At 40.0% G+C, this 19,929-nt stretch carries 19 protein-coding genes; 8 read left to right on the plus strand and 11 right to left on the minus strand.

From position 1 onward, the window contains the following. Positions 1-6: 6 nt before the first annotated feature. From ACO6S2_RS17620 to ACO6S2_RS17630, 3 genes are read right to left on the minus strand one after another with little or no spacing between them, the layout of a single operon-like run. Entirely contained in the window at positions 7-663 is a 657-nt protein-coding gene (locus ACO6S2_RS17620; RefSeq protein ID WP_422359879.1) for an SCO family protein, read from the minus strand. Next, entirely contained in the window at positions 660-1,283 is a 624-nt protein-coding gene (locus tag ACO6S2_RS17625; protein WP_422359880.1) for a toxin-antitoxin system YwqK family antitoxin, read from the minus strand. Before ACO6S2_RS17625 ends, ACO6S2_RS17620 begins: the two co-directional genes overlap by 4 nt. A 1-nt stretch (position 1,284) precedes the next feature. Next, positions 1,285-2,094, minus strand: a complete 810-nt coding sequence (locus ACO6S2_RS17630) for a YHYH protein (protein WP_422359881.1) — start codon at positions 2,092-2,094, stop codon at positions 1,285-1,287. 221 nt (positions 2,095-2,315) lie between these two features. On the opposite strand from ACO6S2_RS17630, the gene gndA reads away from it, so the two are divergent. Continuing rightward, complete coding sequence (gndA, locus tag ACO6S2_RS17635; protein WP_422359882.1) at positions 2,316-4,202, plus strand: NADP-dependent phosphogluconate dehydrogenase; 1,887 nt, start codon at positions 2,316-2,318, stop codon at positions 4,200-4,202. Further along, entirely contained in the window at positions 4,199-5,530 is a 1,332-nt protein-coding gene (locus tag ACO6S2_RS17640; RefSeq protein ID WP_422359883.1) for a GntP family permease, read from the plus strand. The genes gndA and ACO6S2_RS17640 overlap by 4 nt, the downstream gene beginning before the upstream one ends. Before the next feature lie 197 nt (positions 5,531-5,727). Here ACO6S2_RS17640 and ACO6S2_RS17645 read toward each other — a convergent pair whose 3' ends face one another. Next, positions 5,728-6,966 carry a DEAD/DEAH box helicase gene (locus tag ACO6S2_RS17645; RefSeq protein WP_422362455.1) on the minus strand — a complete coding sequence of 413 codons (1,239 nt, stop codon included), beginning with the start codon at positions 6,964-6,966 and terminating at the stop codon, positions 5,728-5,730. Between the two features lie 93 nt (positions 6,967-7,059). Between ACO6S2_RS17645 and ACO6S2_RS17650 the strand changes: the two genes are divergently transcribed. Further along, entirely contained in the window at positions 7,060-7,518 is a 459-nt protein-coding gene (locus tag ACO6S2_RS17650; RefSeq protein ID WP_422359884.1) for a hypothetical protein, read from the plus strand. A gap of 37 nt (positions 7,519-7,555) precedes the next feature. On the opposite strand, the gene ACO6S2_RS17655 is transcribed toward ACO6S2_RS17650, so the two are convergent. Both ACO6S2_RS17655 and ACO6S2_RS17660 read right to left on the minus strand, forming a co-directional pair. Further along, on the minus strand, positions 7,556-8,614 hold the full coding sequence (locus ACO6S2_RS17655; RefSeq protein WP_422359885.1) for a branched-chain amino acid aminotransferase: 1,059 nt from the start codon (positions 8,612-8,614) through the stop codon (positions 7,556-7,558). 105 nt (positions 8,615-8,719) lie between these two features. Then, entirely contained in the window at positions 8,720-9,262 is a 543-nt protein-coding gene (locus ACO6S2_RS17660; RefSeq protein ID WP_422359886.1) for a cob(I)yrinic acid a,c-diamide adenosyltransferase, read from the minus strand. Positions 9,263-9,365: 103 nt separating this feature from the next. Between ACO6S2_RS17660 and ACO6S2_RS17665 the strand changes: the two genes are divergently transcribed. Together ACO6S2_RS17665 and ACO6S2_RS17670 are read left to right on the plus strand one after the other, a co-directional pair. Next, complete coding sequence (locus ACO6S2_RS17665; RefSeq protein WP_422359887.1) at positions 9,366-11,060, plus strand: amidohydrolase; 1,695 nt, start codon at positions 9,366-9,368, stop codon at positions 11,058-11,060. Between the two features lie 240 nt (positions 11,061-11,300). After that, complete coding sequence (locus ACO6S2_RS17670; protein WP_422359888.1) at positions 11,301-11,636, plus strand: hypothetical protein; 336 nt, start codon at positions 11,301-11,303, stop codon at positions 11,634-11,636. Here the strand turns inward: ACO6S2_RS17670 and ACO6S2_RS17675 are convergent. Genes ACO6S2_RS17675 through ACO6S2_RS17690 form a run of 4 tightly spaced genes read right to left on the minus strand, consistent with a single transcriptional unit; the run spans position 11,633 to position 15,051 of the window. Further along, on the minus strand, positions 11,633-12,877 hold the full coding sequence (locus ACO6S2_RS17675) for a metallophosphoesterase (RefSeq protein WP_422359889.1): 1,245 nt from the start codon (positions 12,875-12,877) through the stop codon (positions 11,633-11,635). The two genes, ACO6S2_RS17670 and ACO6S2_RS17675, sit on opposite strands and share 4 nt — an antisense overlap. Before the next feature lie 42 nt (positions 12,878-12,919). Further along, entirely contained in the window at positions 12,920-13,978 is a 1,059-nt protein-coding gene (locus tag ACO6S2_RS17680; protein ID WP_422359890.1) for a hypothetical protein, read from the minus strand. Next, positions 13,959-14,507, minus strand: coding sequence for a hypothetical protein (locus ACO6S2_RS17685; RefSeq protein ID WP_422359891.1), 549 nt, complete (start codon positions 14,505-14,507; stop codon positions 13,959-13,961). Before ACO6S2_RS17685 ends, ACO6S2_RS17680 begins: the two co-directional genes overlap by 20 nt. Next, entirely contained in the window at positions 14,497-15,051 is a 555-nt protein-coding gene (locus ACO6S2_RS17690) for an RNA polymerase sigma factor (protein ID WP_422359892.1), read from the minus strand. The genes ACO6S2_RS17685 and ACO6S2_RS17690 overlap by 11 nt, the downstream gene beginning before the upstream one ends. Before the next feature lie 151 nt (positions 15,052-15,202). Between ACO6S2_RS17690 and ACO6S2_RS17695 the strand changes: the two genes are divergently transcribed. Next, a complete protein-coding gene (locus tag ACO6S2_RS17695; protein ID WP_422359893.1) occupies positions 15,203-16,723 on the plus strand; it encodes an FMN-binding glutamate synthase family protein in 1,521 nt (506 codons plus the stop codon). Between the two features lie 298 nt (positions 16,724-17,021). Here ACO6S2_RS17695 and ACO6S2_RS17700 read toward each other — a convergent pair whose 3' ends face one another. Then, a complete protein-coding gene (locus ACO6S2_RS17700) occupies positions 17,022-18,242 on the minus strand; it encodes a molybdopterin molybdotransferase MoeA (RefSeq protein WP_422359894.1) in 1,221 nt (406 codons plus the stop codon). Between the two features lie 69 nt (positions 18,243-18,311). On the opposite strand from ACO6S2_RS17700, the gene moaC reads away from it, so the two are divergent. Together moaC and ACO6S2_RS17710 are read left to right on the plus strand one after the other, a co-directional pair. Then, positions 18,312-18,794, plus strand: a complete 483-nt coding sequence (gene moaC / locus ACO6S2_RS17705; protein WP_422359895.1) for a cyclic pyranopterin monophosphate synthase MoaC — start codon at positions 18,312-18,314, stop codon at positions 18,792-18,794. Then, a complete protein-coding gene (locus ACO6S2_RS17710; RefSeq protein WP_422359896.1) occupies positions 18,787-19,929 on the plus strand; it encodes an NTP transferase domain-containing protein in 1,143 nt (380 codons plus the stop codon). Before moaC ends, ACO6S2_RS17710 begins: the two co-directional genes overlap by 8 nt.

Here is a 19,929-nt window from a genome sequence, read left to right on the forward strand (position 1 = left end):
TCCGGATTACTCCTTTTTTAGCGTCTGAACATCTTCAATCAAACGTTTCATCTCGAGCGGCAATGTGCCATTGTACACGCCACGGATACGTCTTTTGGTATCTATCAAGATAATATTTTCGGTATGGAGAAAATCCTCTTCAGTGGTTACCGTCTTGCCAAAACCTTCGTCGGCGAAATAAGCTTCGCGTGCCATACTATACAAATCGGCTTTGTCTCCTGTGACTAGGTGCCATTGATCGGCGTTGATATCGTTGAGCTGTGCATATTCGGCTAAGCGACCAACCGAATCCACCCAGGGCATAACCGTATGAGATAAAATTTTTACCGATTCATCATCAGCAAAAGCCGTTTGAACTTTCTTTAGATTTTTAGTCATCCGAGGGCATACATTCGGGCAAATGGTAAAGAAAAAATTGGTTATGTAAATTTTATCATCAAACGTGGCGTTGGTTACTGTGTCTCCTTTTTGATTTACAAATTGAAAACCCCTGATCGTATGAATCAAATCATATTCAGCATTTTCTTCTTCTATCCATTCTGGAGTGAAATTGTAATCGCTGTAATACGGCAATTCAATTTCAGGGTTCATTCTCTTCTCTGATGAAGAATTGCATCCCCACATCATTACTAGCGACAAACTAATTATAAAGACATCTCTCATTTGATATTTCCTTTGTAGGGATCCACATCCCCTGTTTCGCTGTCTATTTTAGCACAGCGCTTCAATCCTAGCTTCCCGTATTTACGGCCATTTTCCCTCACCACGTAATTAGATCTCATCTTACCATCAGGTCGCCAAACTCGTTGCAGTCCACGTTCCTTGCCATCGGTATAGTTCATTTCGCTTTTTAAATCTCCATTCGGAAACCATACCCGGTGTGTACCTTGACTAAAACCATCCACAAAGTAATATTGGAATTGAAGTTGGCCATTTTTGTGATACCCTAGATGCTCGCCATGCTTCTCGCCTTTATGATAAGGCCTTTTACTGAAGACTTGACCATTGCGATAGTAGGATACAAAGTCTCCTTCCAATCTACCTTGGTAGAAACCTTTTTTTGATTTGAGAGAACTGTCCGGATAATAAGTAAGGAGATAGCCTGAGTAACTGGTCGTGTCCAAATACATAACACCGTTGTCGGCTCGAGATAATCGCAGATCACTTTCCAATATTTCAATATTGGGAATTAACTCTTGCAAATAAGTGGCTTGTGATTCGTCAGATGTAGAATCACAAGCTACCATACTCATTGCCGCAAAAAACAATAAGCAGTATTTCATTCTAGTTGGTTACCGTACCAGCAGTTCCATAGTACCCATCACCATTGATCCATGGCAAATCATCTGTAATATGATAGTGATAAATACCCTCAGGAAACTCATCGGTAACCCCAAAATGTCCATGGTAATCATCCAAGTCATTATTGGTCATCTGAACTCCATCTTCGTGTGTACCATATACCGGAAAACCATCAAGTAGTAGCCCGACCAAAGCTTCATTGTCCGCATTGTCCCTAAACTTTGTCAACCAAACCGGTTCGTTATGATAATGATACTGAGTTCCTGCAGGGTGCCCTTCATATTGATCGAATGTTTTCAATTCATCCAAAATATCATCACCCGGAGCAGCTTCCTGATTGAAAAATGAAACACTATTAATAGTCACACCTATAGCTCCTCCTGAAGTACTTTCTTTTACTGAAGCCTCCGATGGGTAACGTGGTATCTTGAAAACATTATTCTGCTCACCAATCGTATTTGGATTTTTGATGAAATCTGAGTCATCCTCCTTTGTATAATCCTCATACAGTGGATCTGACTCATCATAATACACACTCACATGATCAGGTAGATCTTTGGATGTAATGGTGACCCATTCATCATCAAATGTGAATGTTACTGCGTCAGTGTGGTAAAAAAGGTCCTTTAACACACTAATATCTGCTTGATACTCAGTTTCGTCATCGCCCGCATTTTCCATGTCATCATTCATGTTATCAAGATCAGAATCCTCATCTGAATCACATCTTACAAAGATCACGGTAGCTACCATCAATAGTAGCATCATTAGTAAACTATTCTTTCCTCTCATCTTAAACTTTTTAATTAAAAAAATGTTAATAAACCCTTCAAGCGAAAGCAAAGATAGCTCATTTACTTGGCTCAATGCATTCAGGTACGCTATTCGTACTAAACAATTAGGTTTCATCTATTAAAAGAGGATACATGCATTTACCCTACTGAAATATTTAACCTACTGATTTGAAATAATTAGCAGGGTGCAAACCTCCTCTATATAACCACCTTTGAACTATGATAATTGTAATGGGGGTTTCGGGAACTGGAAAAACTACGGTTGGCCAACTATTGGCCATTGCCTTGGCTATTCCTTTTTATGACGCCGATGATTTTCATCCAGAAAGCAATATCAAGAAGCTCTCCGGAGGAGAGCCATTGACGGATCAGGATCGCCAACCCTGGTTAGAAACCTTAGGTGAAAAAATAAAAATCTGGGAAGCCAAAGGAGGAGCTGTGCTGGCCTGTTCTGCTTTGAAAGAAAAATATCGTAGTACATTATCTACCATACCTCACGAAAAACTTACTATTATTCATTTATCAGGAAGTTTTGATTTGATCAGCAGCCGTCTTGCATTGCGAAGGGATCATTTTTTAGATCCGTCTATCCTAAAGAGCCAATTTAATGATTTGGAAAGGCCGAATAACGCTATTGAGGTAAGCATAGATCAAACACCAGAAAACATATTACAAGAAATACTAATTAAAATGAGCAGTAAAACCGAATTTGGAATCATAGGCATGGGTGTGATGGGTCAAAACCTAGCTATCAACATGGCTAATAACAAGGTCAAATTGTCCGTATTCAACAGACATGTAGCAGACAAGGAAGAAGGCGTGGCCAAGGACTTTGTGGCCAAACATCCCGCTTTAAACATACAGGGTTTTGATGACCTACCGGAATTCGTTGACTCCATGGCACCACCCAGAAATATCCTATTGATGGTACAAGCAGGAGCTGCAGTAGACGCTATCATAGCGGAGCTTACCCCTCTTTTAGGGCCAGATGACCTAATCATCGATGGCGGTAATTCTAATTACCTGGATACAAACCGCAGAGATCAAGCCTTGGCTATGCACGACATCAATTTTATCGGAACTGGGATCTCGGGTGGTGAAGAAGGTGCTAGAAAAGGTCCTTCCATCATGCCAGGAGGCAGTAAAACTGCCTATAACAGAATTGCACCCTTTCTCGAAAATATTGCAGCCAAAGACGCCAATGGCAAGGCTTGCTGTACTTATGTAGGACCAGAAGGATCTGGTCATTTTATAAAAATGGTACACAATGGCATCGAATATGCTGAAATGCAATTATTGGCTGAAGTATATGAATTGATGCGTAATGGCTTGGGTATGCAACCAGAAGAAATTGCCAAAACCTTAGAACACTGGAAAACAAAGGGACTGGATAGCTACTTATTAGAAATCACTATCAACATTCTTCGTAAGGAAGAAAACGGAGAACTTCTGTTGGATAAAATACTAGACGTGGCCTCACAAAAAGGTACGGGAGGATGGTCTACCGAAGCTGCGATACGACTTGGCTCGCCACTCAATACCATTGCTGATGCAGTTATGGCTCGAAACATCTCAGCACAAAAAGAAACACGAATAGCTGCCAACGGGCTCTATGGTCAGATCAAACAACCCATAGCTCAAGATCGAGAGAGTTTTATTTCTGCTTTGATGGAAGGTTACTCTGCCGCTCGAATCGTGAATCATGCGGTTGGGTTTGATATGATGAAAGAAGCTTCAAACCAATACAACTGGGATTTAGACTTTAGTGAAATTTCCAGAATATGGACCAATGGTTGCATCATTCGATCAGAATTGATGAGCGCTATGGTAAACTTTTTTAAAGACACAGATCAGTTGCTTTTCCACCCTGCGGTGGTAAAGTCACTAAGCGAGCAACAAGCAAATTTGGCCCAAATCGTGGGACGGGCAGTAACCAGCGGATACCCTGTTCCGGTATTCTCTTCAGCTATGAATTTCTTCCTAGGATATGTAAATGGTCAATCATCAGCGAATATGTTGCAGGCACAAAGAGACTACTTCGGCGCTCATACCTACAAACGTGTCGATAAGCCTTTGACTGAATCCTTTCATACGGAGTGGGTATGATAGATATTCAACTCATATTGGCTGTAGTGGCGGGTATTGGCATTCTGCTCTTTCTTATCCTATACTTTAAGATTCAAGCATTTTTAGCACTACTTATTGCAAGTATAGCGGTTGGACTTTTCGCTGGCATGGAACCCACTGCAATCATGAACTCCATGAAAACCGGCATGGGCAACACATTGGGCTTTGTAGCCACAGTAGTAGGGTTAGGTGCTATATTCGGCGCCATCCTCGAGCAATCCGGAGCAGCCAATGCGCTAGCCAATTTCTTTCTGGAGAAAATGGGAGAAGAAAAGGCTCCATGGGCTATGACCATTACAGGATTCGTGGTAGCTATTCCGGTTTTCTTCGATGTAGCATTTATCATACTCGTACCGCTCATTTACTCACTTCAGCGGAGATCAGGAAAGTCGCTGTACCTATTTGCCATTCCACTCTTGGCAGGTTTGGCGGCCACCCATAGTTTTATTCCGCCCACACCCGGTCCGGTAGCTGTTGCTGACATATTGGGTGCTGACCTGGGGTTGGTTATGATATTTGGTTTTATTATTGGAATCCCTTCAGTTATTATAAGTGGTCCACTGCTTGCGAAACGGCTGGCTACACAAACCTTCATCGCTGCACCACCAATAGAAAGTACCGATGACAGCAACTCGCAGAATCCCAAGTTAGCTCCGGTATTAATCATTATTGCGGTGCCCATTCTGCTGATTGTATTGAACACCATTTCTAAAACCTGGATTGATGCAGGCATAATCAAAGTTTGGTTGGAATTTTTTGGTCATCCTTTTTCTGCCTTGATCATTGCCAATTTGTTGGCTTGGTATTTTATAGGGATAAAAAATGGCTTCTCTAAAGAGGCCCTATCAGAAATGAGTACAAAATCATTGGCTCCAGCTGGGATTATCATTCTTCTGACAGGTGCTGGTGGTGTATTCAAGCAAATACTCATGGATACTGGCACCGGACAGATGTTGGCTAATGCCTTTGCAGACAACTTATCTTCACCCTTTATTTTCGCCTTCGTCATGGCAGCTTTAATGCGTGTTATACAGGGATCAGCCACGGTTGCTATGATTACTTCTGCAGGCATGACTGCTGCGCTGATCACATCAGCAAGTTTGTCTTCTGCTCAACTTGCTCTCATGGTGATAGCTATTGCCTCTGGAGCCACCGTTCTTTCACATGTGAATGACAGCGGATTCTGGTTAATCAACCGTTATTTAGGATTATCTGTAAAACAGACCTTTAGATCATGGACGATAATGACAACTTTGTTAGGAGTTTCCAGCTTTATTTTCACCCTTATACTGGCTTATTTCGTATAAAATTGAAAATTAGGTAATTCTCCTACAGTAGAAAAGTACAACTATTTATTGCTATTTTACTATATTTGATATTCATAAAATCAGCAGCTATGAAAGACATATCAACAAAAGACATGGTCTATATGGCCATGATCGCGCTTATTTCTCTATTTTATTATTTTCAAGGATCAGTTAGTCTTGACCTTCTTAAATAGAAACTAGCGCTTCTTCTTTTTCTTCTTAGGCTTGTGGGGATTGGCTTCAGCTTCTTTGAGTAATTGCTTCCAATTGTCGGTGGTATCCGCAGTGAGGTCGATGGTATCCTGATAAGTATTCCATTCAATATCCATTACCTGAATGGCCGTGTGGGTATATTTCTCTACTTCCACCAACAGCGGTTTTTCTTCAGGGCTACAAAAGCTTACTGCCTGCCCCTTTTGTTTACCTCTACCGGTTCTCCCTACACGGTGCACGTAATTTTCAGGTTCATCCGGCATATCGTAATTCACCACAAAATCCACATTGGGTATATCAATTCCTCTGGCACTGACGTCCGTAGCAATCAAAATTTTGTTCCTACCGGCTCTAAACGCACTCATCACACGATTACGCTCATCTTGATCTTTGTCTCCATGGATGGTTTGACCCGAAATATCAACTCTTGCCATTGCCGCCAGCACGCGCTCGGCCCTTACTTTGGTTCTTACAAATACCAATATTTTCTTATCGGGGTTCTCTCCAATCAACCTTTCCAGGAAGAATCTCTTATCATCCATCTTGATGAAAGCCACGGCGTGCTCCACATTTTTTGAGACCGGGTCTTTTGGAGAAATTTGAATTCTTATTGGCTTATGGACCAAAGAATAAGCCACTTTTTTGATCTTTTCGTCAATGGTAGCTGAGAAAAAAAGTGTTTGCCTTCGCTTGGGCAAAAATTTAACCAAGTCTTGAATATCCTTAATAAAGCCCAAGTTGAGCATATGATCGGCTTCATCCAATACTACCGTTTCTACCTGATCAAGTTTGATAAATCCTTGACTTACCAAGTCAAACATCCTGCCAGGGGTCGTTACAATAATGTCTACACCTTTAGCCAATTTAGCAATTTGCGGATCTTGCTCCACCCCTCCAAAGATACTTATGGCGCGGACTTTTGTACCTTTTGACAGCTCATCAAATGCTCTGGTAATCTGAATGGCCAACTCTCTGGTAGGCACCATCACCACACACCGGATATCATCTCCGCTTCTGTGTTTTTTTGAACGTTGCAATCGATCAATAATAGGAATGGCAAAAGCCGCTGTCTTTCCTGTCCCTGTTTGGGCTATTGCCAACACATCTTCCCCTTTCAATATTGCCGGTATTGATTTAAACTGAATATCCGTAGGTCGTTTGAATCCCTGAGTATCAAGGTTTCTCTTCAGCTCTGGGCTAATATTGTAGGCTTCGTATTTCATTGGCAACAAAGGTAGTCCAAGAATCATCAACATTCTTTAAGACAGACAGTTCGCTCAATTTAAATTTCTAATATTGTGCTAAACAACTTGCATATGGATTCAAAAATTGAGCTAGATCGTATAGTAAAAGAGTTCTTCGACCTTTTCACTACAAAGAATAATAGTAAACCCAAATTGGATTACATTTATGAATTATGTATTCCTCAAACAACAATCATCAAGAATGTTAATGGATTAACAGAGATTTATGACTTGGAAAGCTTCATTATTCCAAGAAAAAAACTACTTAGCGATGGTACACTGATCGATTTTTCCGAATGCGAAACTCAAGAAAGAACGGACATATTTGGTCATATAGCCCAACGATTCTCCATGTATGAAAAAACAGGAACTCTCAATGGTAAAACCTTCAGCGCTCAAGGCTTAAAAACATTCCAGTTTATTAAAATGAAAGGAGAATGGAAAATTAGCTCCATGGCATGGGATGATGAAAATGAAAACCAAAAAATAGACATGGTGCTTTCCAAAGAAAAATCCCAACCACTAAAGTAAGCAATCGGGATTCAAGTATTTCTTAGTTAAAAAAGGGTTACACCTTGTATACCCAACCATGGGCATCTTCAATTTCACCTAATTTAATTTTATCCAACGTGTCAAACAATTTGTCTGCCAGTGGTTTTTCTTCGGGCAGCACATAGTCCGTACCGTTATATCCAATTTTATGAATTTTGGCAATAGTCGCAGCCGTACCTGCACCGAATGCCTCTTTAACTTCTCCAGCCTTCAAAGCAGCTTCAAGTTCCTTGACACTCAATCTTTTTTCTTCCACCTTCATGCCCCAGTCTCTGGCCAAAGTCAAGACACTGTCTCTAGTAATTCCATTAAGGATAGAATCACCTGTAGGTGCGGTTACCAAAGTATCATTGATCAAAAACAGCAAGTTCATAGTTCCAGCTTCTTCTACAAACTCATGTGTCTGTCCATCAGTCCAAATCAATTGATGGTATCCTTCTTTCTGCGCTTGCAAGGCTGGGTACAACGAAGCGGCATAGTTGCCTGCTGTCTTTGCATATCCAACACCACCTGCTACTGCTCTAGTGTATTTCGTTTCTATTTTTACATTTACTGGCTCAGAATAATATGCGCCTACTGGTGCCGTAAATATCAAAAATTTGTACGTCTCTGATGGTCTAATCCCTACATAAGGATCGTCGGCAAAAACTACTGGTCTAATGTACAAAGAGGTGTTTTCTTGTCCTGGTACCCAAGCGCTATCAACCTTAAGCAAAGCACTCAATGCAGACATAAAAAACTCCTCCGAAATTGGAGGAATACACATACGCTCTGCGCTGACGATCATTCTTTTTGCATTTGCTTCAGGCCTAAAAATCAAGATTTCGCCTTCTTTATTTTTATATGCTTTTAAGCCTTCAAATACTGACTGACCATAGTGTAATGTAGCATTGGCCGGACTTATGGCTAAGTCACCATAAGGCTCAATTCTCATGTTTTTCCACTCACCATCTTCGAAGTCTGCTACGAACATATGATCCGCATAAACTTTACCAAATGGAATGTTATTGAAGTCAACCTCACTAATTCTAGATCTTTCGATTTTCTTGATTTCAAATTCTGCCGTCTCAGTCATTTGTTAAGCTTTTTTTGTTTTGGGTAATGAAACGCAAATTTAGTTAAAATAGTCATGGAAAGCACCTCTCGTTGGCAATTTGAAAAGACAATCCGGCTAAATTATTTAAGGTTTCCAGGGCACCTCAGTAGCCTTTAATTCTTTTGTCATCCATCTACAAAGAACAAAAAGATAATCTGATAGACGATTCAGGTATTTTGTAATGTTTTCATGTACCTCGTCTGTTTGGGAAAGTGCAATGGCTAACCGCTCAGCTCTCCGGCAAACACATCTTGCGATATGTCCAGCAGATACCGACACATGTCCCCCAGGTAATACAAAGTTTCTCATTTCTGGCAACTCTGCATCCATTCTATCGATAGCCCCTTCAAGCATTTCAATAGAATCATTTGTGATATCTGGTATCACCACTTTTGATTTTTTAGGATCAGAAGCAAGATGAGAACCAATAACGAATAGGGTATTCTGAATTTGAACCAACTCATCGGCAATAGACTTGTTGACTTTCTGATCACGGACCATACCCATGTGACTGTTTAATTCATCAACTGTCCCGTAAGACTCTATTCTCAAGTCTGATTTTGAAACTCTTGTACCACCAAGTAGTCCTGTTGTCCCTTTATCACCTGTTTTTGTATATACCTTCATAAACGAGTATTACCGTTGCCAAATATTTTTTTGATTATTAGCTACAAAAATGGTAAACTTAATGTTCTAACCAGTTTGATTAATTCAATTTTTAAGCAGCACAATGCGCTCTACATATTATCTCCTGGCCCTTGTGGCTATCTGTCTGCAGATTTCCTGTGCAGACAAGCACCCAAAAGCTGACTTGGTCCTCTTTAATGCAAACATTTATACACTGAATGAAACAGAGCCTAAAGCCGAAGCTCTAGCTGTAACCGATGGTAAGATTGTATATGTAGGCAACAACGTAAATGCCAATCAGTGGGTAGCAGACACAACTCAAATTATAGACTTGGAAGGAAAAACGCTAACCCCTGGTTTTATTGAAGGTCATGGACATCTGATGGGTATTGGCGAAAACCTTGTCAACTTGAATTTATTGAATACCAAAAGCTATGACGAAATCATAGAAATGGTGAAAAACAAAGTAGAAGAAGTCGAAGATGGTGAATGGATTTTAGGCCGAGGCTGGCATCAGGATAAATGGTTTGTACTACCTGAAAACATGATCGATGGCTTCCCATCTCATAACAAGCTATCCGAGATCTCTCCCAATAACCCTGTAGTGCTATCACATGCTAGTGGACACATGATATTGGCGAACGCCAAAGCCATGGAATTGGCTAACGTGGATAAGGATACACCAGATCCCGAAGGTGGAACCATTTTTAAGAATTTGGGTGGTAACCCAACAGGTATTTTTAATGAAACTGCTGAAAACATCATTGATGACATTATCCCAGAAGATTCTGATGAAAGAAAAATACAGATCCTGAATATGGCTATCGAGGAGTGTTTAAAAAATGGCATTACGAGTTTTCATGATGCTGGTACCAAACAAAAGACGATAGACCTATATGAATCTTTCCTTAATAATGGCTTACTAAAAATAAGACTATATGTTATGCTAGATGGTCTCGATGAAGAATTACTGAGCAATTGGTATACATCAGGTCCACGTATTGGTTTGGGTAATGATTTTTTAACCATCCGAGCTATCAAACTATATGCAGATGGTGCATTGGGTTCTCGAGGAGCGTTGTTGCTTGAGGACTATGAAGATGCTCCTGGAGTGCAAGGACTAAGGCTGACTCCAGCCGATTACATCATGAGGGTAACCGAGCAAGGCACAAAAAACGGATTTCAAATATGCACACATTGCATCGGTGATAGAGCAAATAGAGAAGTACTAGATATGTACGAAATAGTATTAAAATCAGACACAACCCGAGAAAATCCACGGTTCAGGATTGAACATGCCCAACATATAGCTGGTGATGACATTCCAAGATTTGGTCAGCTAGGCGTAATTCCTTCTATGCAAGCCATACATATGAGCTCGGACAGACCTTGGGCCATTGATCGTCTAGGAGAAAAGAGAATAGTCGAAAGCGCCTATATGTGGCAAGAGCTCATCTCTACAGGAGCCAACGTCATGAATGGTACTGATGCTCCTGTGGAACCGGTCAATCCATTGGCAAGTTTCTACGCCTCTATTACCCGACAAACCCTAAAGGGGAAACCAGACAATGGATATGAACCAGACCAACGAATGAATAGAAAACAAGCGCTTCAGGCGTATACCATAAACAACGCTTATGGTGCCTTTGAAGAAGATATTAAGGGTACTATTGAGATTGGGAAAGTGGCAGACTTCACTGTGCTATCAAAAGATATCATGAAAATTGAGGCCAAGGAAATTCTCAGTACAGAAGTTGAGTACACCATAGTTAACGGCGAAGTACTCTATCAAAAGTAAAAAAGAGGCCGAAGCCTCTTTTATGAATACTCGCTTAATATTCCCTAAAATCTATCAACCAAAAATCAAAGGGCTCTTAATAATGATCAATTCTCAACTCTCATGCTAAGCAGCATTCGATTACATAACATTTCACAATTTTTCAGCCCTTAATTTTTTTTATTAAATGTTTTCCATAGCGCAAATAAGTTCCATTGCGTAATGGTGAAACTATTTCAGAACAAAAGTTGTTCTGGGTTCATGAAAGTGCTACTGACAATATTAATCGTATCTACTATCGTGTTTTCTTGTCAGGAAGATCCGATTAGAAGGGGGACAGGTGCCAACGACCCATCCAATAAAATCAAAGCATTCTTGTCTAATGATAATGACGACACCTACGTGGTCGTAAGTAAAAAAGCCGATGATCAAGTATTCAGTGAAGGTGTAGTAATATCAGCTGGTCACACGGATGAAATTGAACTTTCATCGTGTTGCTCTCATGTGATTCGGGCCTACATCAAAACTGATTTAGTTAATCACAAATACGAATGGTATATCAACTTAAGAGATGAAGATATTCACATCAACTTTTAAACCCTTTTCAGTTCTAAAATAGTAATTTCTGGAAGTATACCTACCCTACCAGGGTAACCTAAAAAGCCAAATCCTCTGTTGACATAAAGGTGTTGATTTCCTTCAGTGTATAAATCCGCCCATTGTTTATACAAGTATTGAGAGGGACTCCAACGGAAGTTTCCTATTTCTACTCCAAACTGAAAGCCATGAGTGTGGCCAGATAAAGTGAGATCAATATCACTGTGATTAGGACGAATCTGAGCGTCCCAATGACTTGGGTCATGAGAAAGTAAAACTTTAGTGTCCGCTTCTACATTTTTTGCGGTCTCATCCAGGTTACCATATTTAGCAAAACCTCTCGCTCCCCAATTCTCCACACCCATAATAGCCAGCCGCTCTCCGTCTACCTCCACATATCTGTGTTCGTTGAGCAAAATATCCCAGCCCATATCTTTATGGGATTGCACCAACTGTTCAAGATTTTTTTTCTTGGCTTGCTGAGAGCCCCAGGCTTTGTAATCGCCATAATCATGATTTCCTAAAATGGAAAATTTCCCAGCACTAGCTTCAACCTTTGAGAATATGCTGAGGTAATCCTTTACCTCTTTGGACTCATTGTTTACCAAATCACCAGTAAACAAAAAGAGATCGGGCTTCTCTGCATTAAGCAGGTCAATTCCACCTTTTACTGCCGTTTTATTATAAAAGCTCCCGCTATGGATATCAGAAAGTTGAGCTATTCTTATTCCATCAAATGCCTTAGGTAGATTTTGAAGTGTAATTGTTCTACGCCTCACTCTGTAATCGTATGCACCTGATAAAATTCCATAGCTCATAGCAGCTATAGGAATAGCACCTGCTATAAGTGCAGACTTAGATAGAAATTCAGATCGAGATATTCCATTGTCCGTAGTTGGATTTGATACACCATTTTGAAATAGCCCTTGGTAGGCGTATTTCCCTAAACGTACAATATCATCAGCAAATACGAATAATCCTGCAGTGAGCTTACCAAGGATATTCATAAAAACCGCTGTGGCGAGGAAAGTGCGCAGGTTGTGATATTTGGTAGGGTCCACGCTACCGAAAACCACTAAAGCCAAAAATGAAAATACAGTTAATGACCAGTAGACAATCGAAACAACTATCTTTCCTGTATTAGAGAAATTACTAACCACTACTTTGACCGCTTGAAAGACGTAGTAGTCGAGTAACGAATAGATGATCAGGAAGACAATAAAAAAACTCAATCTTTGCATAAGAGACCTCATACGCAGATTGAGCTTTTGAGTTATTTTTTATTATCGGAATCTGATATCGCCGTAGCTGGTATCAATACTAACATGACCACCTTTCCCACTACCCATTTTGCCTTTGTAGCGTGAACTGAAATCTTCCTTGACTTTGTAATCGAAGTCTAACGGCAGACCCGAATAACTAAAATCACTAAAGCTCAACTCTGTATCAAATGTAAAATTGACACCCTCCTCAAAGGAGATTCTATAATCACCAAACTTGCCATCTATAGTGATTTTGGTGAAATCTTTAGCGACTTCACCAATGGTGAATCCGCCACTGTATTGAGCCTCCATATCTAGTTCCACTTCCAGTCGATCAATCGAAAACTCAGAATAGCCAACATATCCTTTGATACCTTGAACCGTCCCGATCTCCACATCGCCATATTTACTACTCAGATCAATCGTTCCTATTTTTTCAATTTCAACGTCCGAAAAGCCTTGCTCCATTTTCACTAAACCCAGCTCATCAATTTTGACATCGGAATACTTAATATCAATCTCTCCTTCCTTCACTAATTGAACATCACCATCACTAAAAGAAATTCTCAAATCCGCTAATCCAAAAAGTTTCTCAATTCTAAAATCTCCATACGAGATATTTATCTCGCTTTCTCCAGATAAGTCTCCGATGTAATTCCCTCCAAAGCTGTTCTTTAGTCTTAACGGGTTTTGCTTAGGCATATTTATTTTATAGTTGATCTCAAATTCTTCTCTATCTCTATTCTTTAGGTTACCCAACCTAGTTTCAAATGAGATCTCTGAATTACTCTCTTCTATTTCAACTTTGATTCTATCTAATAGATCCTGGGCTCGGCTTTCATTGTTCATCCTCGCAATGATTTCGATATCCACCGTCATCTTGTTTTGATCCCAAGTATTGATATGGACACGACCAAAACTATTTTCAATCGATAGCCTTACATTCGAATTCACATCATAGCTCTTTGATATTTTTCGACTTTTCTCATAGTCAAATCCTTTATCCTTACCTAAGAGTGCACCTGTCTGTAGACCAATCAGGGTCAGCAATACTAACAGGCTATACGCTAATTTTTTCATCTTGCTCTTGTTTACTTATCCGTTCTAAAATTCTCAATTGTTTGTTTAGAATTTCGACTCTCAATTGTAGATTTTGAATCATGGCATTGATCAGCCTTTCATCGTTTTGATTTCTTTTCAAATCTTTTTTTAGCTTAGCATACATGCTATCTAGTTGCTCCATGTCTTTCAGCAACTCCACATCTGTCAAACCTTTTTTATCAATTACACTTTTAATTTCTGATCGCTTTTGAGAAATCAACTGAGTATAGTAACCCTCCACTTCTCTCAATTCAGCTGATCGACTTTTCTGTGACTGATTCACTTCCGCTACTGCTTCAAAATCTGTACTCATCGTTCGCTCTACCGCCAAGCCAACTGAAATACATAAGAATACTACAGCGGCTGCTTTCCATAGCCAGGTGTAGTCTTTCTTTTGGTCATTGGACTGTAGCTCGTTTTGAATCTTAGCCCAAGTGTGTTCTCTCGGCTCTAAATCATCAAAATCTGCACGGTGCGATTTGATAAAATCTTCTAATCTATCTTTCATATTGATACCTTTCTTTTAGAATTTCCCTCAATTTCTTCTTAGCTCTGTTGAACTGAGATTTCGAGGTCGATTCCGTAATACCCAATACTGTTCCTATTTCCTTGTGATCATAGCCTTCCAACAAATAGAGGGTCAATACCGCTCTAAAACCTTCTGGCAATTGCATGATAGCTGATTTAATGGCTGGCAAACTCAACGATTCCTCATCTTCTTCAAACGTCTCATCGATCTCTCCTCCAGCTTGATCCATTTCTACCAAATCCAACTTTCTCTTCTTGAGTACATTGATAGAGGCATTTACCACGATCCTCTTTACCCAAGCACCAAAAGTAGATTCTCCTCGATATTTGTTTATGTTCTTAAACACATTCACAAATGCCTCCTGAATCACATCTTCAGCTTCGTCGCGATCATTCACTATACGAAAACTCACGTTCAACATGGCCTTTACATACAAGTTGTAAAGCTCAAATTGAGCCGTCTGATCGTTGCGTTTCGCCGCATCGACCAAATGATAATGAATGTCCTTATTTCCTATTTCCAACGATTATCGAAATTCTGTACAAAAGACCAAAGAAAACCAAGAGGGTTGCATCATTATTGAAATTAGTCCGAATATTTATAATTTCAATGCTTTATGTGCAAGAGAGGTATAAAATGAGTAATTTGACACTAATCATTAATAACCTTTACTTATGAGAAATCAATTTATTGGACTCTCCATTATCACCTCCGTTACTCTTATTGTTCTTTCCTTCTATTGGCCCTGGGTCTGGTGGAGTTTTGTGATCGTTGGCCCTGTCATATTTCTTGGTGTACTGGATGTATTTGATAAAAAACATACGCTCCGAAGAAATTTTCCTCTGCTAGGTGCTTTCCGATATATTATGGAAGACTTGCGGCCGAAGATCTACCAGTATTTCATTGAATCAGAAACAGATGGTGCTCCTATCAATCGAATGTTTCGATCCATCGTTTACCAACGCGCGAAAGGAGCACTTTCGACCAACCCATTTGGAACCAAACTCGATGTCTATGTAGATGGTTATGAATGGGCGAATCATTCCATTCATCCCATCAATCATCATGACCTTGACGATCATCCCAGGGTATTGATAGGTGGACCAGACTGCAAAAAACCTTATAGTTCCAGTATTTTTAATGTATCTGCTATGAGCTATGGAGCACTAAGTGATCGAGCTATAGAGTCATTAAATGGTGGTGCTAAGCTGGGCAATTTTGCTCACAATACGGGTGAAGGAAGTATTAGTCAGTATCATTTGAAGCATGGTGGTGATTTAATCTGGCAAATTGGTACAGGATATTTTGGATGCAGAAATAAAGATGGCACCTTCAACGACGAGATGTTTAAGGAGAAAGCCACTCAGGATCAAGTAAAAATGATTGAGATAAAAATGTCACAGGGAGCCAAACCTGGTCATGGCGGCATACTTCCTGCGATCAAAAATACTGAAGAGATTGCGACCATTCGAGCAGTAGAGCCGCACACAAGAGTAGATTCTCCACCTGCACACAGCGCATTTCGCAACCCTGAAGAATTGATCCATTTCATCAAGAAGTTAAGGGACTTATCCGGAGGCAAGCCGGTCGGTTTTAAGTTATGTGTGGGCAATAAAATTGAATTTACCGATTTATGTATTGCCATGCAGAACACTGGAGTTACTCCGGATTTCATCACTGTAGATGGTGGCGAAGGGGGAACCGGTGCCGCTCCACTTGAATTTTCCAACAACATTGGGATGCCTTTGAGAGATGGACTAGCCTTTGTTTGTGATTCCCTGAGGGGTTATGGATTTAAGAAAGATGTAAGAGTAATTGCTTCAGGCAAGATTCTTACTGGATTTCACATCTTCAGAGCATTTGCCTTAGGTGCAGATGCCTGTTACAGCGCACGAGGCATGATGCTGGCCTTAGGCTGTATTCAGGCCTTAGAATGCCATAGCAACAATTGCCCTACTGGTGTAGCCACTCAGCAGCAACACCTAGTCAAAGGCTTAAATGTAGAAGACAAAATCAAAAGAGTCGCAAAATTTCATAACGAAACAGTCATGAGCTTTGTCGAATTTATGGGAGCTACCGGAGTAGATTCTATTTCTAAAATCAAAAGACATCATGTCTATAGACGTCTAGATCAAGAGCACATAAAAACCTACGCAGAAATTTATCCAAATATAAAAGTTGGTGAATATACATAGACCCATTACATTTGTAGGGTATTGATATTTTCAATTGTTCAATTAATTGAATATCAATGCTGTAACAGCATTTCAGAGAAGTATATCTTAAAGAGTTAATTATTTTACTTTAAACCTTTTAGAATCTCAGGATTCTAAGTGAGAAAAAGGTGGTTAAGAATAATTATTGAAAAATGAAGCAAGTAATAAGATATAAGCGATTCTTTTTTAGTCTTTCTTTCTACTTATTCTTCCTAAGTCTCTTAGGGTGTAAAGAAGAACTCGTGTCCCTCAACCCGTTTAAAGCAGCGGATCAAATCTATGCCAAGCTAGATATGTCAAACGAATAGTACTCGTACGAATTCCCTGATTTGTATAGTTGTTCTCCAGGTGGCAAGTAAAGAAAAGCATCACTTTTAGCCAGGTTAGCCAAATCTCCTGAGCCATTTCCAGTCTCAGGGTATACCTCAATCAAATCATTGTTACCGATCTCGCTTCTTACTTGAAGAAAATAGCCTAGGTCTGGTTTAAATATCACATCTTCCTTTAATACAGCGGTTCTTACTTCTACCTGTCTTCCAAGGTTATGCTCCAACCAGGGGATAAAATAGATTCTAAAGCACATATAGGTAGAAATGGGATTGCCCGGAAAGGCAAAAACTTGTTTCCCTGATTTATCGGCACCAAACCAAAATGGTTTACCTGGCCTTTGCGCTACTTTATGAAACAACTTCTCAACTCCTAGTTCCTCCAAGATTTCCGGCAAATAATCTGCCTTGCCTTTAGAAACACCTCCACTCAAAAGAACAACATCAAAATCATTCAATATGGCGTTTATTTTATTTCTGAGCTCTTCTTTATCATCTAATAGATGAAAGCACTTGTTAGGAACTTTCAACTGATTCAGAGAGGATTGAATGGCCACCGAGTTTGACTTTCTGATTTGATGAGCTAAAGGCTCTTTTTCTACATCTACAAGTTCATCTCCAGTAGACACAATAGCCACATTAGGCTTTTTATTGACACATACTTCGTGGTGACCAACTGTGGCTATGATAGCGACTTCAGCCGCGGTAACGACCACTCCTTTGGCGATTAGCAATTCTCCTTTTTCCTGATCGCTACCTTGTCTGTGAACGTTTTTCCATCTGTCAGCTTCATCTAAATTTATTTTCACCCATTTCTCACTACCTTTCTCATAAAACTCCAGGTCCTCATAGCGAATGATCAAATCACACCCTACACTCAAAATTGCCCCGGTCATAATTTCTATGGCAAACTCCCTGCCTTTCAAATTTGTGGCAGGGACACCCGCTAACTGCACTTCTTGAATTTTGAATTCTCTTTCACCAGCATTAAAAGCATCAAAACTTAATGCAATGCCATCCATGGTCACCCGATCAAAAGGTGGGAAATCACGATCTGCTTTGATGTCCTCAGCCAAAACCTCCCCCATACTTTTCTCCAATGGAATACTCGCTGTCCCCCAATTGACTTGCTGTGACTGAACAATATTTTTAGCTTCTGCGACTGATATCATACTAGATTCTCTAATTTTATCCTCTGATTGTAAAGTAAAAACAACTCTCTTCCTATCACACACATAAATATGAAAAACGACAATTTTTCTCATATAGATTCTGACAACAATCCTGCGATGGTGAACGTATCTGACAAACAAGTAACCGTTCGAAAGGCTACGGCAAGAAGCACGGTTCAATTGACAGAAGAAATCATGTCCGGGTTGGAACAAGGAGAGATTCAATCTAAAAAGGGGCCAGTTTTTCAAACGGCAATTATAGCTGGCACAATGGCGGCTAAAAAAACAGGGGAGCTGATCCCACTTTGCCATCCGATTGGTTTAGATGGATGTGATTTCTCTATAGAAGTAAAGGGATTGGAAGTTATGATTGAGTGCACAGCCACTATTGCAGCTAAGACCGGGGTAGAAATGGAGGCATTGACAGGAGCATCTTTGGCTGCTCTAACTATTTATGATATGTGCAAGGCCTTGTCTCACCATATTGTGATCAAGGAAACCAGATTGATAGCAAAGACGGGAGGAAAAAAAGACTTTAAATACAATGGCTAAGAAACACCAAAAACACGCAAAATTAACCAGGCCGGAATTAGGCCATTTTGGACGAAACGAATTGGCTATTTTGGGGACTCCCTGTGGTGAAATCAAAAAATTGGCTCGAACAATCAGCGAGCAGCTTTCTTCCCTGTATAAAATTGCGTATGTCGACGCCGATCATAAAAGTGCAGACGACGAATCAAATCTTGAAGGCAGTTCACTATCCTATGGAAATCAGTTAGAGTATGTAGACAAAATAGACTTCCATCGATTTGATCAAATGGGTGAATTGAATACGTTTGATTATAAAAAGAAATTTATTGACCAAGACCTGGTGCTAGTCAATGGCAATCATTTTGAAGGCAATCGTCAAATACTGGTCATAGATTCCAGAAAGTCACTTGAGAAGAAATTACATAAACTCAACGAAGTCGTCATCATCCTATATCAAGAGGAAGAAATGGAAATTCCTGAGTATTTAAAGACCCATATTCAAAACTGGGAAAAAATACCCCAGTTTCAGGTAAGCGATACTCCCTCCATTTCTTCTTGGATACAAAAAACGCTGGAGGATAGAGAACCATCCATAAATGGCTTGGTACTGGCTGGCGGCAAGAGTACGCGCATGAATCGCGACAAAAGTGAAATCCAATACTTTGGCAAAAGCCAAAAAGACTTCATGTTCGACCTGCTGGCAAGTACGTCTGATCGAGCCTTTTATTCTGTAAGAGAAGACCAGACTACACCGGATGTAACCAATGAAATCGTGGATACTTTTACCGGACTTGGACCTTATGGAGCTATTTTGTCTGCATTCAGATCCAATCCTAACACAGCATGGTTGGTGACTGCCTGCGACCAACCTTTTATAACCAAAGAGACTTTGGAATTATTGATTTCTAAAAGAAATCCATCTAAAGTGGCTACTGCTTTCTATAATCCAGAGACAGAGTTTCCTGAGCCGCTTATCACTCTTTGGGAACCTAGAGCTTATTCACATCTATTGCATTTTCTAAGTTTGGGATACTCCTGTCCTAGAAAGGTATTGATTAATACAGATATCGAAGTGGTACATCTGGATGACCCCACGGTACTAAAAAATGTAAACACACCAGAAGAGTACGAAGAGGCTATAAAAATATTAGGATAG

The organism is Reichenbachiella sp. (assembly GCF_965233835.1).
Classification (GTDB): Bacteria; Bacteroidota; Bacteroidia; order Cytophagales; family Cyclobacteriaceae; genus Reichenbachiella.

Bases quoted from the DNA above. Each gene is read 5' to 3' on its own strand.
- ACO6S2_RS17620 (WP_422359879.1), bottom strand. From the start codon at position 663: ATGAGAGATGTCTTTATAATTAGTTTGTCGCTAGTAATGATGTGGGGA.
- ACO6S2_RS17625 (WP_422359880.1), bottom strand. From the start codon at position 1,283: ATGAAATACTGCTTATTGTTTTTTGCGGCAATGAGTATGGTAGCTTGT.
- ACO6S2_RS17630 (WP_422359881.1), bottom strand. From the start codon at position 2,094: ATGAGAGGAAAGAATAGTTTACTAATGATGCTACTATTGATGGTAGCT.
- gndA (WP_422359882.1), top strand. From the start codon at position 2,316: ATGATAATTGTAATGGGGGTTTCGGGAACTGGAAAAACTACGGTTGGC.
- ACO6S2_RS17640 (WP_422359883.1), top strand. From the start codon at position 4,199: ATGATAGATATTCAACTCATATTGGCTGTAGTGGCGGGTATTGGCATT.
- ACO6S2_RS17645 (WP_422362455.1), bottom strand. From the start codon at position 6,966: ATGAAATACGAAGCCTACAATATTAGCCCAGAGCTGAAGAGAAACCTT.
- ACO6S2_RS17650 (WP_422359884.1), top strand. From the start codon at position 7,060: ATGGATTCAAAAATTGAGCTAGATCGTATAGTAAAAGAGTTCTTCGAC.
- ACO6S2_RS17655 (WP_422359885.1), bottom strand. From the start codon at position 8,614: ATGACTGAGACGGCAGAATTTGAAATCAAGAAAATCGAAAGATCTAGA.
- ACO6S2_RS17660 (WP_422359886.1), bottom strand. From the start codon at position 9,262: ATGAAGGTATATACAAAAACAGGTGATAAAGGGACAACAGGACTACTT.
- ACO6S2_RS17665 (WP_422359887.1), top strand. From the start codon at position 9,366: ATGCGCTCTACATATTATCTCCTGGCCCTTGTGGCTATCTGTCTGCAG.
- ACO6S2_RS17670 (WP_422359888.1), top strand. From the start codon at position 11,301: ATGAAAGTGCTACTGACAATATTAATCGTATCTACTATCGTGTTTTCT.
- ACO6S2_RS17675 (WP_422359889.1), bottom strand. From the start codon at position 12,877: ATGCAAAGATTGAGTTTTTTTATTGTCTTCCTGATCATCTATTCGTTA.
- ACO6S2_RS17680 (WP_422359890.1), bottom strand. From the start codon at position 13,978: ATGAAAAAATTAGCGTATAGCCTGTTAGTATTGCTGACCCTGATTGGT.
- ACO6S2_RS17685 (WP_422359891.1), bottom strand. From the start codon at position 14,507: ATGAAAGATAGATTAGAAGATTTTATCAAATCGCACCGTGCAGATTTT.
- ACO6S2_RS17695 (WP_422359893.1), top strand. From the start codon at position 15,203: ATGAGAAATCAATTTATTGGACTCTCCATTATCACCTCCGTTACTCTT.
- ACO6S2_RS17700 (WP_422359894.1), bottom strand. From the start codon at position 18,242: ATGATATCAGTCGCAGAAGCTAAAAATATTGTTCAGTCACAGCAAGTC.
- moaC (WP_422359895.1), top strand. From the start codon at position 18,312: ATGAAAAACGACAATTTTTCTCATATAGATTCTGACAACAATCCTGCG.
- ACO6S2_RS17710 (WP_422359896.1), top strand. From the start codon at position 18,787: ATGGCTAAGAAACACCAAAAACACGCAAAATTAACCAGGCCGGAATTA.